10 protein-coding genes are annotated in these 24666 nt (G+C 62.2%); 4 read left to right on the top strand and 6 right to left on the bottom strand.

The annotated features are described in order from the left end of the window. Positions 1-42 precede the first annotated feature (42 nt). Both Q363_RS13490 and Q363_RS13485 read right to left on the bottom strand, forming a co-directional pair. A complete protein-coding gene (locus Q363_RS13490; RefSeq protein WP_245632202.1) occupies positions 43-3393 on the bottom strand; it encodes a TonB-dependent receptor in 3351 nt (1116 codons plus the stop codon). A 422-nt stretch (positions 3394-3815) separates the two neighbouring features. Next, on the bottom strand, positions 3816-6008 hold the full coding sequence (locus Q363_RS13485) for an alpha-galactosidase (RefSeq protein ID WP_051978740.1): 2193 nt from the start codon (positions 6006-6008) through the stop codon (positions 3816-3818). 331 nt (positions 6009-6339) lie between these two features. On the opposite strand from Q363_RS13485, the gene Q363_RS13480 reads away from it, so the two are divergent. Together Q363_RS13480 and Q363_RS13475 are read left to right on the top strand one after the other, a co-directional pair. Beyond that, positions 6340-7965 (top strand): GH39 family glycosyl hydrolase, encoded by a 1626-nt coding sequence (locus Q363_RS13480; RefSeq protein ID WP_035350931.1) that lies wholly within the window; start codon positions 6340-6342, stop codon positions 7963-7965. 44 nt (positions 7966-8009) lie between these two features. Further along, positions 8010-9314 carry a glucoamylase family protein gene (locus Q363_RS13475; RefSeq protein WP_157466840.1) on the top strand — a complete coding sequence of 435 codons (1305 nt, stop codon included), beginning with the start codon at positions 8010-8012 and terminating at the stop codon, positions 9312-9314. A gap of 181 nt (positions 9315-9495) precedes the next feature. Here the strand turns inward: Q363_RS13475 and Q363_RS13470 are convergent, their stop codons facing one another. From Q363_RS13470 to fusA, 4 genes are all read right to left on the bottom strand, one after another. Further along, complete coding sequence (locus Q363_RS13470; protein ID WP_064742639.1) at positions 9496-13872, bottom strand: glucoamylase family protein; 4377 nt, start codon at positions 13870-13872, stop codon at positions 9496-9498. A 110-nt stretch (positions 13873-13982) separates the two neighbouring features. Beyond that, positions 13983-15809: an ABC transporter ATP-binding protein gene (locus Q363_RS13465; protein ID WP_035350928.1), complete on the bottom strand. Its 1827-nt coding sequence runs from the start codon at positions 15807-15809 to the stop codon at positions 13983-13985. Between the two features lie 174 nt (positions 15810-15983). Then, the gene (locus Q363_RS13460; protein WP_035350926.1) at positions 15984-17159 is read right to left on the bottom strand and encodes an OmpA family protein; all 1176 of its coding nucleotides are present in this window, start codon (positions 17157-17159) and stop codon (positions 15984-15986) included. Between the two features lie 126 nt (positions 17160-17285). Then, positions 17286-19442 (bottom strand): elongation factor G, encoded by a 2157-nt coding sequence (gene fusA / locus Q363_RS13455; RefSeq protein ID WP_035350923.1) that lies wholly within the window; start codon positions 19440-19442, stop codon positions 17286-17288. 647 nt (positions 19443-20089) lie between these two features. Here fusA and Q363_RS13450 point away from each other — a divergent pair. Then, entirely contained in the window at positions 20090-21712 is a 1623-nt protein-coding gene (locus Q363_RS13450) for a SpoIIE family protein phosphatase (protein ID WP_035350921.1), read from the top strand. A gap of 208 nt (positions 21713-21920) precedes the next feature. Next, entirely contained in the window at positions 21921-24569 is a 2649-nt protein-coding gene (locus Q363_RS13445) for a glycoside hydrolase family 31 protein (protein WP_035350919.1), read from the top strand. Positions 24570-24666: the final 97 nt, after the last annotated feature.

Raw genomic sequence — 24666 nt, 5'->3', positions numbered from 1 at the left:
AGAAACAGGGATGGCTGTTCGCAGCCATCCCTGCGGTGACTATTAGAACGTAACGCGACCAACGAGCTGCATCCCGCGGCCGTTGACCGTAAGTGTACGGATCGTCGAGGTTCCCGTCGCAATGGAACCGTCGGGATTTACGGTCAGTTGAGCTGAACCCTGGTTGCCGCCGGATGTCGGCAATCCAAAGCTCGGGTGATTGAAGACATTTCTTGCATCTGCTCGAATCTGCAGGTTCACCGACTCCCAGATATGGAACGTCTTGCCGAGCGAGAAGTTCACATTGGAGAGTCCAGGACCGTTCAGCAGATTACGCCCAGCGTTTCCGAATGTTCCCGGAGTCGGAGTAGCAAATGCCGCCTCGTTGAACCACTGGTTTGTACCGTGATACGCGCCATGGCTGCTAAGTTTTGGATTGCCGATGAGGTTCGGATACCACTGTGAGTTCTGCGCCAACGAATACGAGTTGTCGGTCGCCATCGAGACGGTGAACGGCTGGCCGCTCTGCACGACCAGTGTTCCGGCCGTCTGCCAGCCTCCAACAATCTGATCGAGTAAGAGACTGTTATTCAGGAACCGCTTGCCGCGCCCGAAGGGTAGCTCATAGATCGCGCTTCCTTTGAAGGCGTTGCGTATATCGAAGTTCGAGTTGGCGTAATTCGCAGAGGGATTGTAGGACCGTTGATAGTTCTGCGCGCCGGCTCTGCTGCCCCACCCCGAAGAGTCGATATTACTCAGGAAGTGAGACCAGACGTAGTTGAAGTTGAAGTTCAGGCCATTGGAAAGCCTCTTGTTGACAGAGGCCTGAAGCGAGTTGTAGTTAGACAGCGCGTTGTTCGTGCTCCCGAAGATGTTTCCGAATTGCGGATAGGGGCGCGACTGCTGGTCGTTCGGCGCGAGCCTGTTTTCGGGAACCTGGTTAATATCCACCGGGAACGGCAGGTCGTGTCCATGGCTGGCTACATAGGCGAGTTCAACCACCATATCGTTTGAGATCTCGCGCTGCATGGACAGATTCCACTGATAGCTGCCGCCAACAGGAGCGTGGTATTGGTTGTAGTTGACATTGGAACCGTTGTAACCGGCAGGATTGGTCGTTACGGGTATATATGGCAGGTTCGCGCCCGTACCGCCCAGGAGCCCGATCGGAGTTACACCACCACTCTGGTCGCTGAGGTTGCCCTTGGTACCGAAGGCCTGACCCATTCCAGGAGCATAGGTGTCGAGGCTCCAGTTATAGGCATACAGACCGAATCCGCCCCGGAGAGTGGTGCGCGGATCGAGCATCCAGGCAAAGCCGACGCGCGGCAGGAAGGTCGTGTAGACCGGTTCCTGCAGCCTGTCTCTTCCACCCGCCTTGGTTGTGCCGTACCAGAACGCGCCCAACGTACCGGTTGCAGGGTTCTGAACTCTGGGATCGAAGGTCGCCATATTGCCCTTGACCTCTCCCCACCCTGACTGGATCTGATACCGAAGACCCAGGTTGAGCGTCAGATTCTGCGTGAGTTTGTAGTCATCCTGAATGAACATCTGCGGAACCCGCATACGAGCACCGGCCTCTGGAGTCACTTGCGCGCCCCAGCTATTCATCGTGCCCAACAGGAAGTCCGCGTAGCCCATACCGCCGAGCTGTTTCGTCTTATCGTTCGGGTCGGTCGTGCTGGTATAGGCGCCGGTAAAGCCCATCGTGCCGGCATCGATGTTCCCCCACGCCGTAGAGTTATCGCGGAAGAAAAGGTACTCGCCACCGAAGTGGAGGATGTGCTTACCCTTGACCAGGGTGACCACATCCGAGGGATCGTAGATGTGCTCCTTGTAGACAGCGTTGGTGTTCGGCGTCAGCTGGTAGTAACCCGTGACATTCAGCGTCGGGAAGTTGTCGGCTTTGGCGAACTGCCAGCCTAGTTTGCCTGGGAATCCCTGGTCCAACGCTGCCGGAACGAAGAAGTTCATCTGGTTCGTATAGGCAACGCGAAGCTCGTTGATGACGTTGGGCGAGATCGTCCATACATCCGTGATTTGTGCGTTGTGACGGCTCACAACCTGCGATTGGCAGTTGATAGGGCAAATGCCCTGTCCCTGGGAATAGGCGGGGTTATCGCTGGCGGTCTCCGACATCGTTAAGCGGTTATTGCCAGTGATGTCCCAATCCGCGCGGCCAAAGAACCTCTGGAACGGCTGCGAATTTGGTACGTTGTAAAAATAGTTGTTCTGAACGATGCCGTTCGAAGAGACTGTACCCGGCGTATTCGGCTTCGGATAGTACTGCTGCATCGCCTGAGCTACCTTGTCGAGCCTGCTTGCGGGGATGCGGTTTCCGTTGCCGTAGACCTGAGCAAACGTTTGGCGCTGGATTGCGCCGTTCACAACCGTCGTCGTATTAGGGTCATAAATGTCTGGAAGCCCCGTAAAGTCGCCGTTCAGCATCGCCGCAGTCGGAACAGTTGCCGTTCCAGTTGATGCCGCTCCATGGTTAATGACCTTGTCGTAATCGAAAAAGAAGAAGAGTTTTCTCTTGATAATCGGCCCGCCCACACTGAAACCAAAGTTGTTGTAACGAAGCGGAGAGACGGCCTCCTCCCTCGTCTTCGTCGCGAAGGCGTAATTCGCCGCATTCATCGCGTCATTCTGAAAGTACTCATATGCCGAACCGTGAAAGCGGTCCGTGCCGCCCTTGCTGATCTGGTTGAACATGATGCCGCCGATGCCATACTGCGCCGAGAAGGCAGAGGCACTTACTTTCACCTCCTGGATCGTTTCCTGAATCATGACGTCGGCGTTGGCGCTATGCGGCAGCGTAATCGCCGCGCCATCGGCCAGGATCGTGCTGAAGGGAAGATTGCCATTCACCGCAGCGACCTGCCCCGGGTTGCTCGAACCCTGAGCGCCCATCGGTGCACCCGCGGCTCCCGGAAGCAAAATTGTAAAGTTCTCCCACGTGGGAGTGCCGACCTGGGGAAGGTTCGCCAGCTGTCTGGAAGCGAGCGTGGTCGATTGCTCCGCATTTTCGGTCGAAAGCAACGGAATATCGGTATTCACCACGACCGACTCGGTCACCGCTCCAACGGGAAGCTGGGCGTCTACCTTCATGATTCCTACCTGCACAGTCACGGCAGATCTCACCAGCTTCTGAAAACCTGTCTTCGAAAATGTCAGCTCGTAGTTTCCAGGAACGATCGAGTTTGTGTCGTACAAACCATCCTGGTTCGTCGTGAAGTCCTTGGTAACGCCGGTGTCCTTGTTCAGAACCGTCACCGTCGCGTCAGGAATCGCAGCGCCACTGGAATCCGTTACGATTCCGCGTATATCTCCGGCGTTCATGCTCTGCCCCTGCACTAGCCCCGCACACGACATCCACAACACTGCCGCGACGACCGTCAGTATCGATCTCATTCTTCTCGTATTCATGATGTTGCCTCCAGAAATCTTGCAATCAACGACGTGCACAACCCGCAATCCCCGACAAGCAGGAAACTTTTCAACAAGACAAACGTTTGTCTTTGACGGATATTTTTCCGCTGCCAATTAGGCATCACCCATGCAAGCTTCGTCAAGTACTTAAATGGATAGAAATCCCGCCCGCCCCGGGTGTATAAACTCCACCAGCAACCCACTCACCCGTCTCGCACACGCAGGACTCGCCCCGGACCGATCACTCTTTGTGTATGTCCAGAATTTCCCCGCAGTTACACAAGTGGTCTGAACACTTCAACCGATGCCATCGGCTGCGCCGAGAACCAGTGCTCAATCGTTGAGCGTTTACTCTTTCAATTCCCCGCACAACCGAAGCGCCAGCGCGCGTCATCGCTCAGCAGCTATCGCGAAGCCTCTTCAAGAACGAATCCCGCCGCCTGAAAGTCCCCGCGCAGGACGACATCAAGCCCCCGCGACATCCAGGATGCTCCGCTCGCAACCTCAGGCGCGGCTTCGGCCTTCGCTCCATGTATGGGCCGCAGCCGATACTGCCCCGCCGCGTCGAGTCCACGCAACTTCACTGTCGGGAAAGGATAACCCTTCTGGCTCGAGTGCAGAAACGCAAAGACAACCGCCTGCCGCTTGTCCACCGAGACCGACTCCGTCGCCGAAGCCTCGCTCCCTCCCTCGGGTGAGATCAGACGGTACAGGTCACCGTGCTGCACTGTCTCGCGAACCTCCTTGTACGCCGCGATCATCTCCTTGGCCACAGCAAAATCCTCGGGCGACCACGTCCCCAGATTCGCGCCTACCCCGAGGCCCCCCTGCATCGAAGACAGAAACCTGTACTCAAGCGACGTCGTTCTCTGGTTCACCCAGTTCGGCGAGTCGGTGACCCAGGCCATCATCACGCCCGGCGTGTAGGCATAGCTGAAGCCGTCCTGAATCGTCAGCCGGTCGAAGGGATCCGTGTTATCCGAGGTCCACACCTCGTCGGTCAGGAGCATAATCCCCAGATCCACGCGCCCGCCGCCACCCGAGCACGACTCAATCTCCACCTTCGGATGCCTTGCGCGCAACTCGCGCAGAATACCGTACAGATTCTCCACGTAAGTGACGTACACCTTCTTCTGATCCTCGGTCGCGGCGGCATCCCAGCCCGGTTCGGCCCAGTTGCGGTTGTAGTCCCACTTCAGAAACGCAATGTCGTTCTGCTTCAGCAGGTCATCCAGAAAGCCAAGCACATAGTCCCGCACATCGCTGCGCGCCAGGTTCAGCACCAGTTGATTGCGCAGCTCAGTGTGCGGGCGGCCGGGAAAGTTCAGCACCCACTCCGGATGCTTGCGATACAGATCGCTGTCCGGATTCACCATCTCCGGCTCCACCCACAGCCCGAAGTCCATCCCCAGCCCATGCACCTTATCGATCAGCGGCTTCAGCCCGTTGGGAAACTTCTGCTTGTTCACATACCAGTCCCCCAGGCCGGCATGGTCGTTCTTCCGCTGCCCGAACCAGCCGTCGTCCATCACAAAGCGCTCCACCCCGATGCTCGCCGCCTTCTCCGCCAGCGCAACCTGCCCAGCCTCGTTCACCGCAAATCCCGTAGCCTCCCACGAGTTATAGAGCACAGGCCGAGGACGCGGATGCGGCGCCTGCGGCAGAATGCGCGTCACCTCAAACCGGTGCAGCAGCCGCGACGCCCCGTCGATGCCATCCTGCGAATAGCCGCCGTAGAACACCGGCGTCGTCAACCTCTCGCCCGGCGCCAGCCGATAGCCGAAGTCGAACGGATTGAACCCTCCCGTCACGCGAACCTGCCGCAGCTGATCCTGCTCCACGCTGATGCTCCACGATCCGCTCCAAGCCAGCGCGCCGAACCACACCTCGCCCGTATCCTCGTCCTTCGCGTCGCCACGTTCGATCGCAAACCACGGGCTGTTCTGGTGTCCCGTCGAGCCGCGCCTGCTCTCCAGCACCGTCTTTCCCGGCGCGATCTTCTGCTCATTCAGCGTCCACTCCGCCGCCCACCGCCCCGACAGATATCGCAGCCGATAGTCGCTTCCCACCGGCAGATTCCAGCTCGCCGCAGCCGCCTGTTCGATCATCACCGGAGCTTTCGTCCGGTTCAGGATCACCGCCGACCTCCCCAAAACGCCCGTCGATGCGTCCATCGAGTAGTGGAGCTCCACAAACACGTCCCGCGAGATGTCCTTCAGCGTCACCACCACTCCATCGCGCTCCACTTCGTGCGAGACATAGTGCAGCACCAGGTCGCGATTGCCGTCCGCAAAGCTCACCTTCAGCGCCGGCTCCGAATAGAGACCCTCTCCCCACCCCGAGAACTCCTGCTGAGTCGCATTCGCCGGAGCCTCGAACGAGGCCACTCCATGGCCTGCCTTCGCAGCAACAAACCCATCGCTCTCCTGAAGCCGTCCACCCCAATAGAGCGTCTGAAGCTCCTGCCTGTCGTTCACGCCAAAGGCATACGTCACCCCTGCCGCATCCATGCGAAAGACACGGCTCCCTGCGTCGAAGCGAACACTGGAAACTCCATCGGGCGGGGCCGCCCACGCGGCGCCAACTGCGAGGAGCAAAAAGACGCTCCGCACGCACAAACACTTCAGACATTCAGGCATCAGGTTCGTCCTCGTCCTGTAATCGTATACATTTAAGTGTCTGGCCCTAATTCCACCCGACGCTTTGTCGTTTCTTTTTGAGGAGCTCTCCAAGGAGCCCCTTCAATTGAAAAGAATTCTACTTCGAACCGGCGTACCAACGACCTTGCCGCAGTCAAAAAGTCTCGGACACTCATTGTCTTACCAAGCCGAAAAGTAATGTCACTCCGCTCAAAATCGCGCATCCTAAACTTATAGCGAGTCGCGTCCTGTAGAAGCCCAACGGAAAACACATCTCGCGGAGAGGTTCATGCAGAAAGAAAACACCACGCGGCGCTGGCTCGCTATCGCCGCATCTCTCGCCCTCGCGGCCACCGCACCGTTGCTTCGGTCACAGGCCCTCGCCGCCGGCGGAACCATCCGCATCGACGCCCGCGCCCAGGGCACTCCCTTTCCCCACTTTTGGGAGCAGACCTTCGGCTCCGGCCGCGCCATCCTCTCCCTGCGCGACAGCTACCGCAAAGACCTCCACTCCGTAAAGCAGATCACCGGCTTTCAGGCCGTCCGTTTCCACGGCATCTTCGACGACGAGGTCGGCCTCTACGACCCTGACCGCAAGCCCATCCAGTTCGCCCAGATGAAGGACGCCACCGCCGTCGCTCCGTCCGACAACGCCGGCATCTACAACTTCTCCTACGTCGATCAGATCTACGACGGCCTCCTCGACCAGGGCATCCGCCCCTTCGTCGAACTCAGCTTCATGCCGAAGAAGCTCGCCTCCGACCCCGACTCGATCCATCCCTTCTGGTACCACCCCAACGTCACGCCGCCGCGCGACTACGCCCAGTGGGACGCCATGATCACCGCCTTCGCCCAGCACCTCGTCGATCGCTACGGCATCGACGAGGTCTCCCACTGGAACTTCGAAGTCTGGAACGAACCCAACATCGATTTCTGGCGCGGCAAGCCCGCGCAGGCCTCCTACTTCGAGCTCTATGACCACACCGCGCTCGCCATCAAAAAGGTCAACTCCCGCCTGCGCGTCGGCGGCCCCTCCACCGCGCAGGCCGCATGGGTCGGCGACTTCCTCCGTCACTGCAAGGAAAAGAACATCCCCGTCGACTTCGCCTCCAGCCACGTCTACGCCAACGACACCGCCAAAGACGTCTTCCACGCCGACGAGGTCATCCCGCGCGACCGCATGGTCTGCCGCTCCGTCCGCAAGGTCCACGACGAGATCACCTCCTCGCCCCTGCCCTCCACGCCGCTCATCTTCAGCGAGTACAACGCCAGCTACGCCAACGAGCCCAACGTCACCGACTCCGTCTACATGGGCCCCTGGCTCGCCACCACCATCAGCCAGTGCGACGGCCTCACCCAGGCCATGAGCTACTGGAGCTTCTCCGACGTCTTCGAAGAACAAGGCGTCGTCCGAACTCCCTTCTACGGCGGCTTCGGCCTCGTCGCCGCAGACAACATCACAAAGCCCGCCTTCAACGCCTTCGCCATGCTGCACCAGCTTGGCGACCGCCGCATTCCGCTCTCCTCTGACTCCGCTCTCGCCACGCGCCGCTCCGACGGCTCGCTCGCCGTCGCGCTCTGGAACTACGCTTCGCCCGACGGCACCGGCGCCAACTACACCCCGCCGCCTGCCAGCCGCGGACCATCGAAGACCTTCACCCTCCAACTAACCGGAGTCCCCGCCGACGCCTCAGCCACCATCCTTCGCCTCGACGAAGACCACGGCAACGTCATCAAAACCTACGACGCCATGGGTCGCCCCGCCTTTCCCTCACGCGACCAGATCGTCAAGCTCCGCGAAGCCGGCCGTGCCGCGCCGCCGGAGCAGGCATCGCTCACCGCCGGCAGCCTCACCCTCCAGATTCCTCCCCAAGGACTTGTCGTAGTTATCCTCGGCAGCAAGGCGGCGCGTTAGACTCGAGTGTTGTCCGTTCTCAAATTCATCCTGGTGACCTCCGCATGAAGGCGATCACGCGGCGCAGTGCGACTCGCCTGCTCGCCGGTGGGCTGCTCTCCGGTGTCGTGCTTCCGCCCCTCACCCAGCGGCTGGCCTTCGCCGCGCCGCGCCCCGTCACACTCAGCGACGCCGACTCCGCCTTCCTCGACGAGATGGAGCGCCAGGCCTGCCTCTACTTCTACGAGCAGGCCGACCCTAACACCGGACAGGTCCTCGACCGCGCCAACAACCGCGCCACCACCGGACAGCTCGACTCGCGCTTCGCCTCCAGCGTCGCCGCAACAGGCTTCGGCCTCACCGCGCTCTGCATCGCCGACAGCCGCGGTTACCTCCCCGCCGATCGCATCCGCCGTCGCGTGCTCTCCACGCTTCAGTTCCACCTCAGGCCCATGCCCACCGAGCATGGCTTCTACTACCACTTCAACGACGTAAAGACCGGCCTCCCCCTGCTCAACATCGAGGTCTCGCCCATCGACACCGCCATCCTCCTCTGCGGCGTCCTTACCTGCCGCGCCTACTTCAACGACGCGAAGATCTCCGACCTTGCCACGCAGATCTACAACCGCGTCGACTGGCCCTGGATGCTCAACAACGGCGACACCTTCGCCCTCGGATGGCTCCCCGCCACCGGCTTCATCAACGTGCGCTGGGACCACTACGCCGAGATGATGATGATGTACCTGCTCGCCATCGGCTCTCCCACTCATCCCATCGACCCATCCTTCTGGGCCAACTTCTCGCGCCCGCGCATGCGCTTTCAAAGGTTCAACTACATCGGCAGCCGCGATCCTCTCTTCGTCCACCTCTACTCGCACGCCTGGTTCGACTTCTATCGCAAACGCGACGCCTTCGCCGACTACTTCGCCAACTCCGTCACCGCCGTCCGCGCACACAAGGCCTTTTGCCTCAGCCTCAACCGCGGCTACACCGACGACTACTGGGGAGTCTCCGCCTCGGACTGGCAGCACGGCTACACCGCCTGGGGAGGCCCGCCGCTCATGGGGCCGGTCGACGGCTCCGTCGTTCCCTGCGCCACCGCCGGCTCCCTGCCCTTCCTGCCCCAGGACTGCCTGCGCGTTCTCCGCTCACTCAAGGACAACTACGAACAGTACGCCTGGGGACGCTACGGCCCCTGTGACGCCCTTCACCCCAGCCTCTCCTGGTACGACTCCGACGTCCTCGGCATCGACCTCGGCATCAGCCTGTTGGCAGCGGAAAACCTCCGCAGCGGCTTCGTCTGGAAAACCTTCATGCAAAACCCCGAAGCCTCCAATGCCATGAGACTCGCCGGCTTCCGCAGCTACTAGTTGCATCCGCCAGATTTGCAGATTGCTTCTGCTCAAAATTCAAAGACGTGTCATCCTGAGCGGAGCCTCTCACAGCCTTATCGTGAGAGGCATAGTCGAAGGATCTGCGGTTCCTATCGAAGCGTCCAAACCGCACAACAAAACCCCGCTAATCTAGCCGCAATACGTGTCAATACAAGTCCTAGGCCACCTGCGGCTCCGCCTCGCCCTGCTCTCCCGGAATCCCTTTCGTCTTCACAACCTCCGGCTCCTCCAACGCCTCCAGCGACTCCTTGCTCAACGGCTTCTCATGCAACAGCAGCTCCGCCGCGCGCACAATCGCATTCGCGTGGAACCACCGCTTGAAGCACTCCCCGCGCAGAAGATTCGCCAGCGCCAGCAGGCTCATCCCCTGGTGGTGGGCCATCCATGACCGCACCACCTTCGGCTCGCCGCCTTCGATGTAGTCCGCCGCCTCATAGAAGCCGTAGTCCCCCACCCAGCCCATCGCGTCCATCCTGCGGAGATTCTCAATCGCATCGTCTCTCAATAACTCCAGCGCAAGAAACGTCGAATACGGCGAGATCACCGGCCCGTCCTCCGCGCCATACTTCAATGCCAGCTGCGGAATCCCCCACGCCTGATACCCATAACGCCCCGCAGCGTCCGTCTTCGCATAGCCCGACTCCGAGATTCCCCACGGAATCCTTCGCACATGGTCCCGCTGAATCCGCACCGCTGACTCCAGCGCCCGCGTAATCAGCGTATTCGCATACGCCCGCATCCACAGCGCTGGCATCATGAACTCGAACATCGTGCCCGTCCACGACACCAGGCAAGCGTGCCCACGCACCAGCACGTGCGAGCGATCCAACTTGAACCACGACTCCTGCGGAATATCTCCCTTCGCCACCGCAAGGAAGAACGCCATCCTTGCCTCCGACGCCAGCAGGTCGTAACACGCGCCATACAGCTCACCCGTCACACCGTCGTAGCCAATCGAGAGCAGCTTCCTTGACTCCACCAGCAGAAACCCATACTGCATCGCATCGGCGTAACGATTCGCCCGCTCCGCGATCGCCTCCACATCCGCTCGCAGCCGCATCACGCGCTCTCTCGAGGCTGGCAGCAGTTCGCGCAGCTCTCGAGCCAGCACGCCGAGTTCACCCCCGGCACCGCTCAGCCTCTCCTCCAGCTCCGACGCATACTGCGCAGCCCGCGCCAGTGTCGTCGACCGCCTGGCATCCTCAAGCCCCAGCGAAGGCTCCGGCGCCAACCGGTCAAACCGCGGCGACAACCAGGGAGCGTACTCCTCGATAAACCGCGCGCGCCTTTCGCGACATCGCTCCCGCTCCTGGCTCACCCAATCATCAGCCCCCTTCGCTCGCGTCTCCTCCTCACGCGCCAGCGGACGCTTCAATAACTCCAGCGCCCCCGTGTGCAATGAATACATCGAAGCCGCAAGGTTCCCGCTGTCCACCGCCGAGACAATCTTCGGCATAATCGGCTTCAGCGTCTCGATGTCGTACCAGTTGTAGATATGCCCGCGCTGCTTCTCCAACCGCTCATACGTATCCAGCGTCCCCAGCGTAGCCTCGGCAAACTCCGCCGGAGTAATAAATCCGAACTCGCACGCAGCCTGCCGCGCATTCAGCAGCATCCCCAGGTTCGTCGGCGAAAGCTTCCGCACCTGGTGCATCTCCTTCTCCTCCACGTTGTCCGGGATCAGCCAGTGATTCTCCGCTCCCCCAAACTCCGCAAAGTATCGCCAGATCAGGAGCGCCTGCCGCTCCAGAAACTCGCGATCCTTCGTCCTCAGCGGCCCCACCTCAGCACGCAGCGGCGAGTTCAGCCACGAGACCACCGCCGGAGCCAGCGCCCACATCACCAGCACCGGCGAGGCCGCGAACAGCGACTCCGGCTTCGCCAGCGCCAGCCCCATCGCAATCGTCAGCGCGATCACCGGCGACAGCTTCAGATACATGTCCAGCGAACCGCGCCCGCCGCCTCCCGACTCCGACTCCGCCGCCGTCTCCCAGTCCAGCAGATTTCTACCGGAAAGAAACGTGCGATTCAGCGAGCGCACAATCGCGTCCAGCGAAAGAAGCATGTGATGCGGCAGAAAGATCAGGTTCAGCATCGTGATGCCCAGTGACGACACAAACGTCGCAACTCCTCCACGCGCCGTCGCAAAGCTACGGTTGAACAGCGCACGGCTCAGATGGAAGCCCAGCTGCACCAGGCTCGGCAGCAGCATCAACAGAAGCACCGTCACCGTCCAGTACAGCGCTCCGCCAGGTAGGAAGAACCACCCGAAGAGAAACAGGAGAAACGTCACCGGCTCAATCAGGCTGCGCCGCAGATTATCCAGAATCTTCCATCGCGAGATCGTGCTGATCGGATTCACCACCAGGTTGCCGAACTCGTCCGGAACCACATTGAACAGCCAGCGCAGAATCTGCCAGTCGCCGCGAACCCATCGATGCTTGCGTTTCGTGTGCGCCGAGTAGTGCGACGGATAGTCGTCGATCACCTCGATGTCCGAGACCAGCCCCGCCCGCGCATACGCTCCCTCAATCAGGTCATGCGATAGCAGCGCATTGCGCGGAAAGCGATGATTCAGCACCTCATGGAACGCGTGCGCGTCATAGATGCCCTTGCCTGTAAAGATTCCCTCGCCAAAGAGATCCTGGTACGCGTCCGACACCGCTCGCGCATACACATCGAACCCCGTCTCGCCCGAGTAGAGCGCCGACAGCCGCGACCGTGACGCCGACGCAACACTCACTCCAACGCGCGGCTGCAGAATCCCGTACCCCGCCGTCACAATCCTCAACCGAGGATGAATGATCGCGCGATTCAGCGGATGCGCCATCGTCCCCACCATCCGCGCCGCCGTCCCATGCGGAAGCTGCGTGTCCGAATCCAGCGTGATCACATAGCAGATGCGCTCCAGCACGCCCAGCGGACCCACCTTGCGTGGAAAGCTGTCGATCTCGTCCAGCAGCAGCTTGTTCAGATCCAGCAGTTTGCCACGCTTGCGCTCCCATCCCATCCACACGCCCTGCCGCGCGTTGTACACGCGGTGACGGTGCAGCAGAAGAAACGATCCTCCCTTGCGCCCCGCATACTTCACATTCAGCGCGTCGATCGCGCGCGCCGCCAAATCCACCAGCGGACCCTCGTCCGGATCAGGTGGCCGCGCCGTCGTGTCGGGAAGGTCCGTCAACAGCGCGAAGTGAAGATTCGGATCCTGGTTCGAAAGATACCGCGCCTCCAGCTCGTCCAGAAGATCACTCACCTGCCGCTCGTTCAGCAGAAGTGTAGGAACGACCACCAGCGTCGCGTTCTCCTGCGAAATACCCTTTGAAAAATCCAGCTTCGGCAGAGCTTCCGTCTTCATCAGCGCAGAGACCATTCCGTTCACCAGGTCCACCGCGCCCTGCGTCGCCGGCAGCAGAGCCAGCAGCAGCGCCGCCATCACCGGCCAGAACTCATGCCGTGGAACCAGCGGAAGAATCATCGCCGTAATCAGCAGCAGCGCCAGGATGAACGTGCCCAGGATGTAGAACTCTTCGTTGTACGTGCGCACCAGATCGCGCAGCCGCTCCAGCGCCGTAGGCCGGAACCCGATGCGAAGCTTCAGCTCGCGAACCCCATCCGCAAACAGGTAGTAGCCGATGTGCGACTTCCTCTTCGCCATCCGCGGATCGCTATACTCCAGTCGCGCCGCCGCCTCCGCCAGCTCCAGCGCAACCTGCGCCGTCTGCAGTTCGTTCGTGTCGGCGTGCCGCGCAAGCTCTGCAACCCGCATCCGATACGCCGCCCGCGTCTCCTCCTCCATCGAAGCGAATACGCCAACCGGATCCAGCCGCAGCACGGTGTCAAAGGCAATCAGCGGCTCCAGAACCTCGCGCCACTCGATCTGGTTCATGCGCCGCAGACTATGGATCGGCGCCGAGAAAGGAGACTGCTCGATCGGAGGAAGCTCGCCGGCGGCAAACACCGCATCCGCACGGTTCAGGATGAACTCCAGCTGCGCCAGTTTCAGCGCATCCGGCAGCAGCTGAACCTCACGCAGCGTCAACGGATGGTGCTTCTGAACCTGCTCCGCATAGATCGAGAGCGACCGCCCCGACCACACTCCCTCCACCGCTGCCATGTAGCTGCCCGCAATATGGATCACCTGCGGCAGCATGCCCTCCGGAGGAAGATCCGCCAGCGGAGCCTCGGCAAACGTGGCTGCCGCATCCTCGCCGCGTGGGATCGCCGCCTCGAACATTCGCACGCTCTCTACCAGCTCCAGCTTCGGCGTCAGCACTGCCGTCGAGGTCCCTGCCTTCCATCGCGGAACAGCCTCCTTCAACCTCGATCGCAGCCTGTCCAGATACCCCTTCAGTTCATCCTGCGTCTTCCCCGGAGCCTGCTGCCGCAGGCGCACCGCCAGCGCATCGGCGTGTTGCCGCAGCTCCGTCTCGCCAATCGTCGGCTCCTCCGGCAACCCCGCCGAAGGCGTATCCAGTACCGGAGCCGTCAGCGAAGAGGCATGCGGAGACGTCAGTTCTTCAGATAATGCCATCGACTCGTTCTTTCCTCTCTCGACTCCAGAGTGCTTCTCGACTCCAGAGTGCTGCGCCTATCTCATGCGCCATCCCCCCTTAGGTTGGATGACTGCACGAGCAACCGCGCCTACCTGTAACTCGCCGCCTGCATCTCAAACATGCCGGCGTACACGCCGCCTCTGGCCATCAGCTGCTGATGATTGCCCTCTTCAATCAAACGCCCGCCCTCAAGCACAACGATGCGGTCTGCCATCCGGACCGTAGAGAAACGGTGCGAGATCAGCAGCGCCATCTTGCCCTCCGTCAGCTCCGCAAAACGCTCGAACACCTCAAGCTCGCTCCGGGCATCCAGCGCAGCCGTCGGCTCGTCCAGAATCAGCAACTGCGCATCACGAAGATACGCCCGCGCCAGCGCAATCTTCTGCCACTCCCCTCCCGACAGCTCCACACCGCCCTCGAACCTGCGCCCCAGCATTTGGTCGTAGCCTCCCGCCAGCTTGGCGACCACCGTATCCGCAAGGCTCTTCTGCGCCGCCGACTCCAACTCCTCCTGGCTGCTCAGCCGCTCAACACGCCCCACGCCTATATTCTCCCGCGCCGTCATCTCAAAGCGCACGAAGTCCTGAAAGATCACCCCGATGTTTTTGTGCAGGTCCTCGAGCGAATACTCGCGCAAATCCACGCCGTCCAGCAGAATCTGCCCCTCCGTCGGGTCATAGAGCCGCGTGATCAGCTTCACCACCGTCGTCTTGCCCTGCCCATTCTCGCCGATCAGCGCAATGCGCTCTCCCGGGCGCAGGACCATGTTGAAGTCCTTCAGCACAGTCCGCGTCGTCCCCGGATAGGCAAACGAAACATTGCGAAACTCAAATCCCCGGTCGATCCGCTCCGGCACGCGCCTGCCGCGCGGGTTCGCATCCACCGTCGGCTTCATCTCGAAGAACGCCAGCAGGTCCGTCAAAAACAGCGCCTGATCCGCAATCCCCGACGCAGTCGAAAACACCTGCTGCAGATTCGAACTCGCCTGCTGAATTGCCGTCGTCAAAAAGGTGAACTGTCCAATGTCATAGCGCCCCCCCAGCGTCCGCCAGATCACATACACATACGCGCCGTAGTAGCCCAGCGTCCCCACCACACCCAGCATGCCGCCGATCAACAGCTTCGCGCGCGACAGCGCCACGTCCTCGCGATAGATCCGGTCCGCCAGCGTCTTGAATCTCTCCGTGAAGAAGCCATGCAGCCCGAACAGCTTTACTTCCTTCGCCCCCTCGCGGCTTCCCGCCACCTGCCGCAGATAATCCATCTGCCGCTTCGCCGGTGTCTGTCGAAAATTCTTCGCATACCCCAGGAACGCGAAGTGCGTCTCTCCCAGGAACGACGGCAGCACTCCCACCGCCAGCAGCAGCACCAGCCACGGTGAAGCCCACGCCAGCGCCGCCGAAAACGTCAGCATCGTGATCACCTGCTGCACAAGCCGGCCCATCTGCTGGATCAGCACCAGCCTGTCGGTCGCCTGCACGCGCGCCCGCTCCAGCCGGTCATAGAAGACCGGGTCTTCATACGTCGTCAGATCCAGTCGCGCCGCCTGCTCCATCACGCGCACGCTCACATGCTGCGTGTAACGATTCGCTAGCAGCTGGTCCGTGTAGTCCACCGCGCGCATCAGCAAGCCCAGCGCAACGTTCAGCCCCACCTCCGTGCCCACCAGCCACCAGAAGTTCGCCGCCAGCGCCTGGCCCCGAAGCACGTTCGCAATGTCGTTGATGATGTACTGCGCCACCTTCGCGATGCCGAACGGAAGCACCGCGACAAACAGCCGCAGCACCAGCCCCCACGTCACCACCCCCGGGCCCGACTCCCACAGAATCCCCAGCACCGGCGGAACGTTCCGCAACGCGCGAAGACGCTCCAGCCACGGACTCTGGGCCTTTTGTACCTTTTGACGATCGTTCATACCTGGGTCGTTATCGCGCAGCAGCCTTTCCCCACCACTCTATCCTGCCCACCTAATCTATCCACATGGATGCGCGAACCCCGAACTGCGTTGGATACCTCGCCCGCTGCCGACCACCACAAAACACAAGGCCGACTCCCCTCGCAGGAGCCGGCCTTGTCTCTGCCGCTTCCCCTATTTCTGCGTCACGCGCAGAGCAATCCTCCGGTTCTGCGCTCGTCCCTCTTCGGTCGAGTTGTCCCCCACAGGATACTGATCCCCGTAGCCCTCCGCCTCCATCCGCGACGCATCCACACCCTTGGCGACCAGCGCGTTCATCACGTTCTTCGCCCGCGCGTCCGACAGGGCCTTGTTCGCCGCCGGATCGCCCGTGTTGTCCGTATACCCGCCAATCTTCACATGCACGTTCGGATACGCCTTCAGGATCTCGGCGATGTTATTCAACTGCTCGTCCGACGACGGCTCGAGCGTCGCCTTTCCCGTATTGAACAACAAACGATCGAAGTTGAACCACGTCGTGTCGTCCACCGGCTTCGACGGATCCTGAATAAACGTGAGCAGCTTGTTCTCGATCCCGAACTGCGGAATATTCAGCTCCACTCCATTCGGCAGCTTCGTTTTGAAAAACTCCCCCAGCGCCGACATCGCTGACGTTGCCGCGTTTCCCATCGCGTTGCCCGCCTCCTGCACCGGACTCTTCGCGCGGTTGAAGAACCACAGTCCCGCCAGCAGAAGCGCCGCCACCAGAACCACCGGCCACAGCCACTTGTTCGTCGTCGCCGCAGCCTGCGACGGAACAGCAACCGCACTCGAAGGCCCCGCAAAGATACTCCGGAACTCCGCCGGCAGAAACCGCTGCAGGCCCGGCGCCTCCGCCTTCAACGCACTTCCCAGCGTAGCCGGGCTCATGTTGTTATCGCGAACGTACTTGCACAGCGCCCCCATCACCAGCGTCGCAGCCACCCTCAACAGCGTGTTCGCCTTGCCGGCGCCCAAGCCCGAGAACTGGCTCACCGCATCGGTCACCGCGTCCATGCGCGAACCGAACACCGTCGAAAGAAATCTCCCGCCCAGATCGCTCAATGGAGAGGCTCCCGAAGCCGTCTCCAGGTTCGATGTCAGGCCCGTCAGTGCCGCCGGCGTGTTGGCCGGATTCGTAATCATCCCAAAGATCTGGCCCAGAAAGCCAGGCTCGTCTGCCCTCGCCGCAAGGCCGGAGAGCATCGCCTCCGCACCGCCCTGCAGGCCTCGTTGCACCGTATCGGTCGACTCACCCATCTGGGCAGCCAGCGGAGAGGCGATCTGCGGCCCAAGCAAACTCATCACACTCTCGATGATCGAATCTGCCATATCTTCCTCCTGGCGACAGTCATCTCACCACACGTTCCCTCGGGCCCGGTTCTCAGGACATCATGTTAGACAGCCCGCGCAGCGGAAATAGTTGCTCCATCGATAGTTAGCAGCATCCTCGACGTCTCACTCCTCCGCCTCATCGCCCACCGGCCGCTTCGCCGTCGCCAGAATCTTCTCCGAAAGCTGTTGCGGCACCACATCGTAGTGGTCCATATCCATTCGGAAGCTCCCGCGCCCCTGCGTGATCGACGTCAGCGTCGTCCCATAGTTCAGCATCTCCGCCATCGGAACCTCGGCCCGCACAACCGTTCCCGAGCCTGCGCTCTCCATCCCCTGCACCCGCCCGCGCCGGCTGTTCAGGTCCGCCATCAACGCGCCCGCAAACTCGTCCGGAGCCTCGATCTCCACCCGCATCACCGGCTCCAGCAGCGCCGGCTTCGCCTGCTCCATGCACTTGCGAAACGCAATCCGCGCCGCCAGCTTGAACGACATCTCGCTCGAGTCCACCTCGTGGTAGCTCCCATCAAACACCGTCGCCTTGAAGTCCACCACCGGATACCCGGCCAGAAATCCCCTGCCCGCCGACTCATGAATCCCCTTCTCCACCGCAGGCACAAACTGTCGCGGAATCGCTCCGCCAAAAATATCGTTCTCAAACACAATCCCGCTCCCTCGCGGCAGCGGCTCCATCCGTATCTTGCAGTCGCCAAACTGCCCATGCCCTCCCGTCTGCTTCTTGTGCCGCCCCTGCGCCTCCGCCTTGCCGCGAATCGTCTCCCGATACGGAACCTTCGGAGCCTTGAGCGTCACCTCCGTGTGGTACCGCTTCTTCAGCTTCGACACGATCGCCTCGATATGCGTCTGCCCCGAGCCCGCCACCAGAAACTCACTCGTCTGCGGATCGCGGAAGAACCGAACCATCTGGTCCTCCTCCATCAGCTTGTGCAACGCCGGAGCCAGCTTGTCCTCATCCCCGCGAGACTTTGGCTCGATCGCATACGTCATCACCGGCTCCGGCACCGACACCTGTTCCAAAAAGATCTCATGCGCCCTGTCACCCAGCGTGTCTCCGCTCAGCGTCGAGCGCAACTTCGGAACCGCCCCCAGATCCCCCGCATGCAGCTCCGGAATCTCCGCCGGCTTCCTCCCCTGCATCACCGAAAGATGCGACAGCCGCTCCGTCTCATGGCGCGTAAAGTTCTCCACCGTCATATCGTTCTTCACCACGCCGCTCACCACCTTGAAGAACGAGATCTTCCCGGCGAACGGGTCCGACATCGTCTTGTACACATACAGCGCCAGCGGCTCCTTGTCATCCATCCGCCGCATCACCATCTCTTCATTGACAAATTCATCGCCGGACTTCGACTCGCCGTTGCCTTGCGGTATCGACCGCGCCGCCCGCGCCGCAATCGGCTCGCGCTCCACCGGAGCCGGAGCATACATCTTCAGAAAATCCAGCAGATGGTCCGTCCCTACATTCCTCAGTCCGCTCGTATACAGCACCGGGAAGATCCTGTCCTCGCGAATCGCCTCATGCAGCGCCGTAATCAAATGCTCCTCCGGAATCGTCCCCTCCCGGAAGAACTCCTCCATCAGCTCGTCCTTACCCTCCGCCACCAGCTCGACTAGAGCCTCGTGCGCCTTCCGCGCGTCCTCCTCGAGAGCATGAGGAATCTTCCCTGGCTCGCCCCGCCCGCTGCCGTCCGGCTGATACAGATACGCCTTCATCGTCACCAGATCGACCACCCCGTGGAAGCCCTTGTCGTCTATGATCGGCAGCTCGATCGGCACCACCTGCCTTCCCCAGTGCTTCTGCATCACCTCGATCATCTGCTGCCGCCCCAGCCGGCTGTCCGCCTTCGGATGATCCACCTGGTTCACGACAATCGCGCGCGGCAGCGCCACCTCCGTCGCATACTTCCACACCCGGTCCGTCATCGTCTCCACCCCCGAGCAAGCATTCACCACCACCAGCGCCGACTCCACCGGCATCATCGCCGCCCGCGCCTCGTGCACAAACATATGGAACCCCGGCGTATCCACCAGGTTCACCTTCACCCCGTTCCACTCCGCAAACGCCACCGCATTCGCCATCGTCGTCTGCCGAGCCACCTCTTCCTCGTCATACGCCGTCACCGCAGACCCATCCGCCACGCGCCCCAGCGCCGGAGTCATCTTCGCCGCATGCAGCAGCGCCGCAATCAACGACGTCTTCCCGCTGTGCGCATGGCCAACCACCGCTACATTCCGTATCTCGCTCCCCGTATAGACCCTCATCCCAAGACCCTCCTTACACATCCGTCATCTCGATCCAAGCGGCGCAACCTTCCCCACACGTCATCTCGATCCAAGCGCGCACCATCACACACGTCATCTCCCACGACGCGCGCACTTCCACAAAGCGTCATCTCGACCGAAGCCCCTGAGCGAGCCGAAGGCGAGTCGAATGGGGCGCAGAGGAGAGACCCCTGTATTCCGTCTTTGCTCTTGCCCTTCCCCCCGCACCGTCGCTGCACGCCGCACCGCACAGGGATAACGCGACGGCACCACCACGCCGGTCGCATCGGCCAGCCCTCCGCTGGAACCCTCGGTCTGCCGTCCCTTACAACCAATGGAGGCACCGCACCTTTCTTTCAATCACTCGGGCCGCCTGTACTCCCAGCCTGCGTGACTGCTGCAACAAAGCATTCTCGCCCCGGAGACTGCCTCGCTCCAGCCGCCCTCTTTCAGGGCGCCGCAGCCGCTCCCCCGTAACGAAGCACGGATGCTATCACACCCCGCAACGCCCCCGTCAACGCCTCTCCGAACCTCCTCCCCGCGCGTCCACGCAAGCCCCGACGGCGGCAATGTTAGACTTCAACCCGTCTCATTGAATACCTTCTTCTTCGCCGGATCGCAGCGCTTACCGGCCCCAGGACTCTGCCATGGATAGCTCCACCGTCACCGCCCGCCTCGTCGTTCACGACGGAGACAACTCCCACACCGTCGCCGTCGATCACCTGCCCTTCACCATCGGCCGCCAGGCCGACCGCGACCTCGTCCTCTCCAACGCGCAGATCTCCCGCCAGCACGCCGTCATCCACCACGACGACGAGGGTTACGTCATCCAGGACCTCGGCAGCCGCCACGGCATTGTCGTCAACGGCATCCGCCGCGAGACCGCCCGCCTCCAGGCCGGCGACCGCATCCAGCTCGGAGCCTCCGGAATCACCCTCGTCTTCCTCCTCCCCCAGGACCACTCCTCCACCCGCGCCCTGCTCAGCCGCATCTCCTCCACCCCCTCCGGAGGAACCGAGCTCGAAAAACTCTCGCTCTTCCTCCAGGCCGCGCAGAGCTTCAACAGCACCCGCGTCCTCACCGACGTCCTCACCACCATGCTCGAGTACACCCTCCGCCTCACCGGCGCCGAGCGTGGCTTCGTCTTCCTCGGCGACAACGCCTCCTCCCTCGCCCTCGAAAGCGGCCTCTCCAGCGACGGCCAGCCTCTCGTCGACGACTCCCGCATCTCCCACTCCATCCTCCGCGACGCCGCCACCAGCGGCCAGCCCTACATCATCGGCGACGTCTCCGGCGAAGGCCAGATCATCGGAACCCAGAGCGCCGTCGCCCACGAGCTCCGCAGCGTCATCGCAATCCCCCTCCGCGGCCGCAACTCCGACCGCTTCTTCGGCGTCCTCTACCTCGACTCCCGCCTCCGCACCAGCACCCTCAACCGCGTCGGCCGCGACATCCTCAACGCCATCGCCTCCGAAGCCGCGAACCTCCTCGAAAACGCCCGCATGGTCCAGGCCGAGCGCGCCGCCGACCTCCTCCGCAACGAGCTCGACATCGCCGCCAACATCCAGCAGAGCCTCATCGCCCGCGAAACCCCCTCCTTCCCCTACGCCCGCATTCTGGCACGCACCGCCCAGTGCACCGAGGTCGGCGGCGACTTCTACGACATCATCCCCCTCGGCCCCAACGGCAGCGCCACCAACGCCAATGCAGACGATGCAGGCTTCGTCGCCATCGTCGCCGACGTCTCCGGCAAAGGAATGTCCGCCGCCCTGCTCGCCGCCATCATCCAGGGAATGATGTACGCCCAGGTCAAGGGCTGTACCACCCTCACCGACGCGTTCGCCACGGTCAACACCTTCCTCTGCTCCCGCGTCTCCGGCCAGAAATACGTCACCATGCTCGCCGTGCACTTCCGCCCCAACGGCGAGCTCGAGTTCGTCAACGGAGGCCACGTCCCGCCCTTCCTCGTCCTCGAAGACGGCACCACCCAGGCCATCTCCGACGGCGACGTCCCCGTCGGCCTCATCCCCGGCACGCAGTTCCACTCTATCCGCCTTACCGTCCCCCCAAAAGCAAGGCTCGTCCTCCTCAGCGACGGCATCACTGAGACCGAAGACGCCAACGGCAACCAGTTCGGCCCCACCCGCCTCCCACGCGAGCTGGCCTCCGACGACCCCATGCACGCCGTCTTCGCCGCCATGCACCACTTCAGCAACGGAGCCCCACCTCACGACGACTGCACCTTGCTCGTCATCGATCGAACGGCATAAAACTGAACCTGCTGCCGCCGCAGCTGCGAGCGCCGCCTCATGAAGCTTCTGATGAAGTTCAACCTCATCTCTTCGCGCTGGCCGCCATCGCCGGGGTGCCCCAGGTCTCGCATCTGAGACCTGGGTTCATTCGAGCGAAGCTCGAACCAGACCTGCCGAAGCCCCACAAAACAAGACACCCACCCCAAAAAGCATTACCGTATTCCTCATGCAAAAGGCGCTCGTCCTCCTCACTCTCCTCACCGCCCCTGCCTTCGCCCAGCAACCAGTTCAGCAATCCGACCAGACCCTCACCCTCTCCCGCGTAGAAAAATCCCACCCCCTCCCCAACGGCCTCTCCGCAACCATCTCCGGTGCCGCCCTCGAGATCACCGCCCTCCGCCCCGACGTCCTCCGCATCCGCATCGGCCGCAACAACCAGCTCCCCGAGGACGCATCCTGGGCCGTCCTCCCCGCCGCCCGCACCTCCACCTCCCCCGTCACACTCGACTCCTCGCCCGACAGCATCAGCTTCCACACCGAAGCCCTCCGCGTCTCTCTGAACCGCCGCAACGGAACCCTCCGGGTCACCGACACCGCCGGCCACCTCCTCCAGCAGGACACCCGCCCAGTCGAGTACCACGGCTCATCCTTCCGCCTCTACAAAACCATGCAGCCCGACGAGCACTTCTTCGGCCTCGGCGACAAGACCGGCCCCCTCGACCGCCGCAACCAGGCCTTCACCGACTGGAACACCGACTACTTCGGCTTCCAGGAGTCCTCCGACCCCATCTACAAGTCCATCCCCTTCTTCATCTCCTTCAACCAGGGCCGAGCCCTCGGCGTCCTCTTCGACAACACCTTCCGCGCCTCCTTCGACTTCGGCAAGGAGTTCTCCAACGCCTACTCCTTTGGCGCCCCCGACGGCCCCATCGACTACTACCTCTTCTACGGCCCCACCCCGCGCCACGTCGTCGAAACCTACGCCTGGCTCACCGGCCCCTCGCCCCTCCCGCCCCTCTGGACCCTAGGCTTCCAGCAATCGCGCTACAGCTACTACCCCGAGCAGCGCGTCCTCGACATCGCCGACCGCCTCCGCGAAGACAAGATCCCCTCCGACGCCCTCTACCTCGACATCGACTACCAGCTCAAGAACCGCCCCTTCACCGTCGACCCCGCCACCTTTCCCACCTTCACCAACATGATCGACGAGCTAGCCAAAAAGCACTTCCACGTAGTCGCCATCACCGACCTCCACATCGCCCACCTGCCAAATGCGAACTACGCCCCCTACGACACCGGAGCTGCCGGCGACCACTTCGTCAAAAATCCCGACGGCACCACCTACGTCGCTCCCGTCTGGCCCGGCCCCGCAGTCTTCCCTGACTTCACCCAAAGCCAGTCCCGCGACTGGTGGGGAACCCTCTACACCCAGTTCTACAAAGACGGCATCGCCGGCTTCTGGAACGACATGAACGAGCCCGCCGTCTTCCAGACCCCCACCAAGACCATGCCGGACAACATCCAGCACCGCATCAACGAGCCCGGCTTCAAGCCCCGCACCGCCACCCACCTCGAGATCCACAACGTCTTCGGCATGCAGAACACCCGCGCCACCTACGAGGGCCTCCTCAAGCTCAAGCCCGACCAGCGCCCCTTCGTCCTCACCCGCGCCTCCTACGCCGGAGGCCAGCGCTACGCCGCCACCTGGACCGGCGACAACTCCTCCACCTGGAACCACCTCCGCATGACCACCCCGATGTTGCTGAACCTCGGACTCTCCGGCTTCGGCGTCTCCGGAGCCGATGTAGGCGGCTTCGCCGGAACCCCGCAGCCCGACCTCCTCACCAAGTGGCTCGAGATCGCCGCCTTCCAGCCCATCGATCGCGACCACACCGCCAAGGGCACCGGCGACCAGGAGCCCTGGATCCACGGTCTCACCCACGAGTCCATCCGCCGCCACTTCATCGAAGAGCGCTACCGCCTCCTCCCCTACCTCTACACCACCGCCGAGGAGATGTCCCGCACCGGCCTCCCCATCGTCCGCCCCCTCTTCCTCGACTTCCCCAACGCCACCCCCGACGGCCACCCCCTCGACCTTGACGCCGGCGGCGAGTTTCTCTTCGGCCCCGACATCCTCGTCGCCCCCCCTGCCTACCCCGACATGCTCGACCCCTACGAGCTCAAGCTCCCTCCCGGCGACTGGTACGACTACTGGTCCGGCGCCCACGCAGCCCACATCACCGCCACCACCACCCGCGACCTGGAACAACCCCTCGCCGCGACTACCAAACCTCACACACCGGGTGCCCCATCTTCGACTCGTGACGACGCCAGTCGGCACGAGGCTAAGGTGGGTTCACAGGATGCCTCCGGAAACCAGCCCCTCCCCAACCCGCTCGCCTCCGCCACCCCACACCCCATCCTCATCACCCCCACCCTCGAAACCCTCCCCGTCTACGTCCGCGGAGGCGCCATCATCCCCATCCAGCCCCTGGTCCAGAGCACCGACGAAAAACCGCAAGGCCCCCTAACCCTCCGCGTCTACGCCCCCACCCCCGGCTCCCCCAACTCCGACTGCCACGGAACCCTCTACCAGGACGACGGCATCTCCTTCGCCTTCCGCAACGGCTCCTACCTCCGCATCGACTCCACCTGCCAGATCACCAACAACCAACTCCAAATCCACATCGGCAAACACGAAGGCACCTTCCAACCCTGGTGGCACGACCTCCGCATCGAAATCTACGGCTATAACTCAACTGCCCCCATCGCCTCCGCAAACAACCAGCCTGTCCCAGCCAGCGCCATCCAAAGCAACCCCATAATCCTCACCCTGCCCGATCCCGGAACTGGCCTCGAACTAATCTTGAAATAGCTCGAAGGCTTTCCGCACTCATGTCGAACCCCGCGGGGTTGCGCGGGAATCTACTTTGCTAGGCGAACGCTCGCCAGGAGGAAGTTCCTCTCCGAAG

This window comes from Edaphobacter aggregans DSM 19364 (assembly GCF_000745965.1).
Classification (GTDB): Bacteria; Acidobacteriota; Terriglobia; order Terriglobales; family Acidobacteriaceae; genus Edaphobacter; species Edaphobacter aggregans.
The sequence above is the reverse complement of the archived record's forward strand: the minus strand, read 5'-3'. Positions and strand labels throughout refer to the sequence as shown.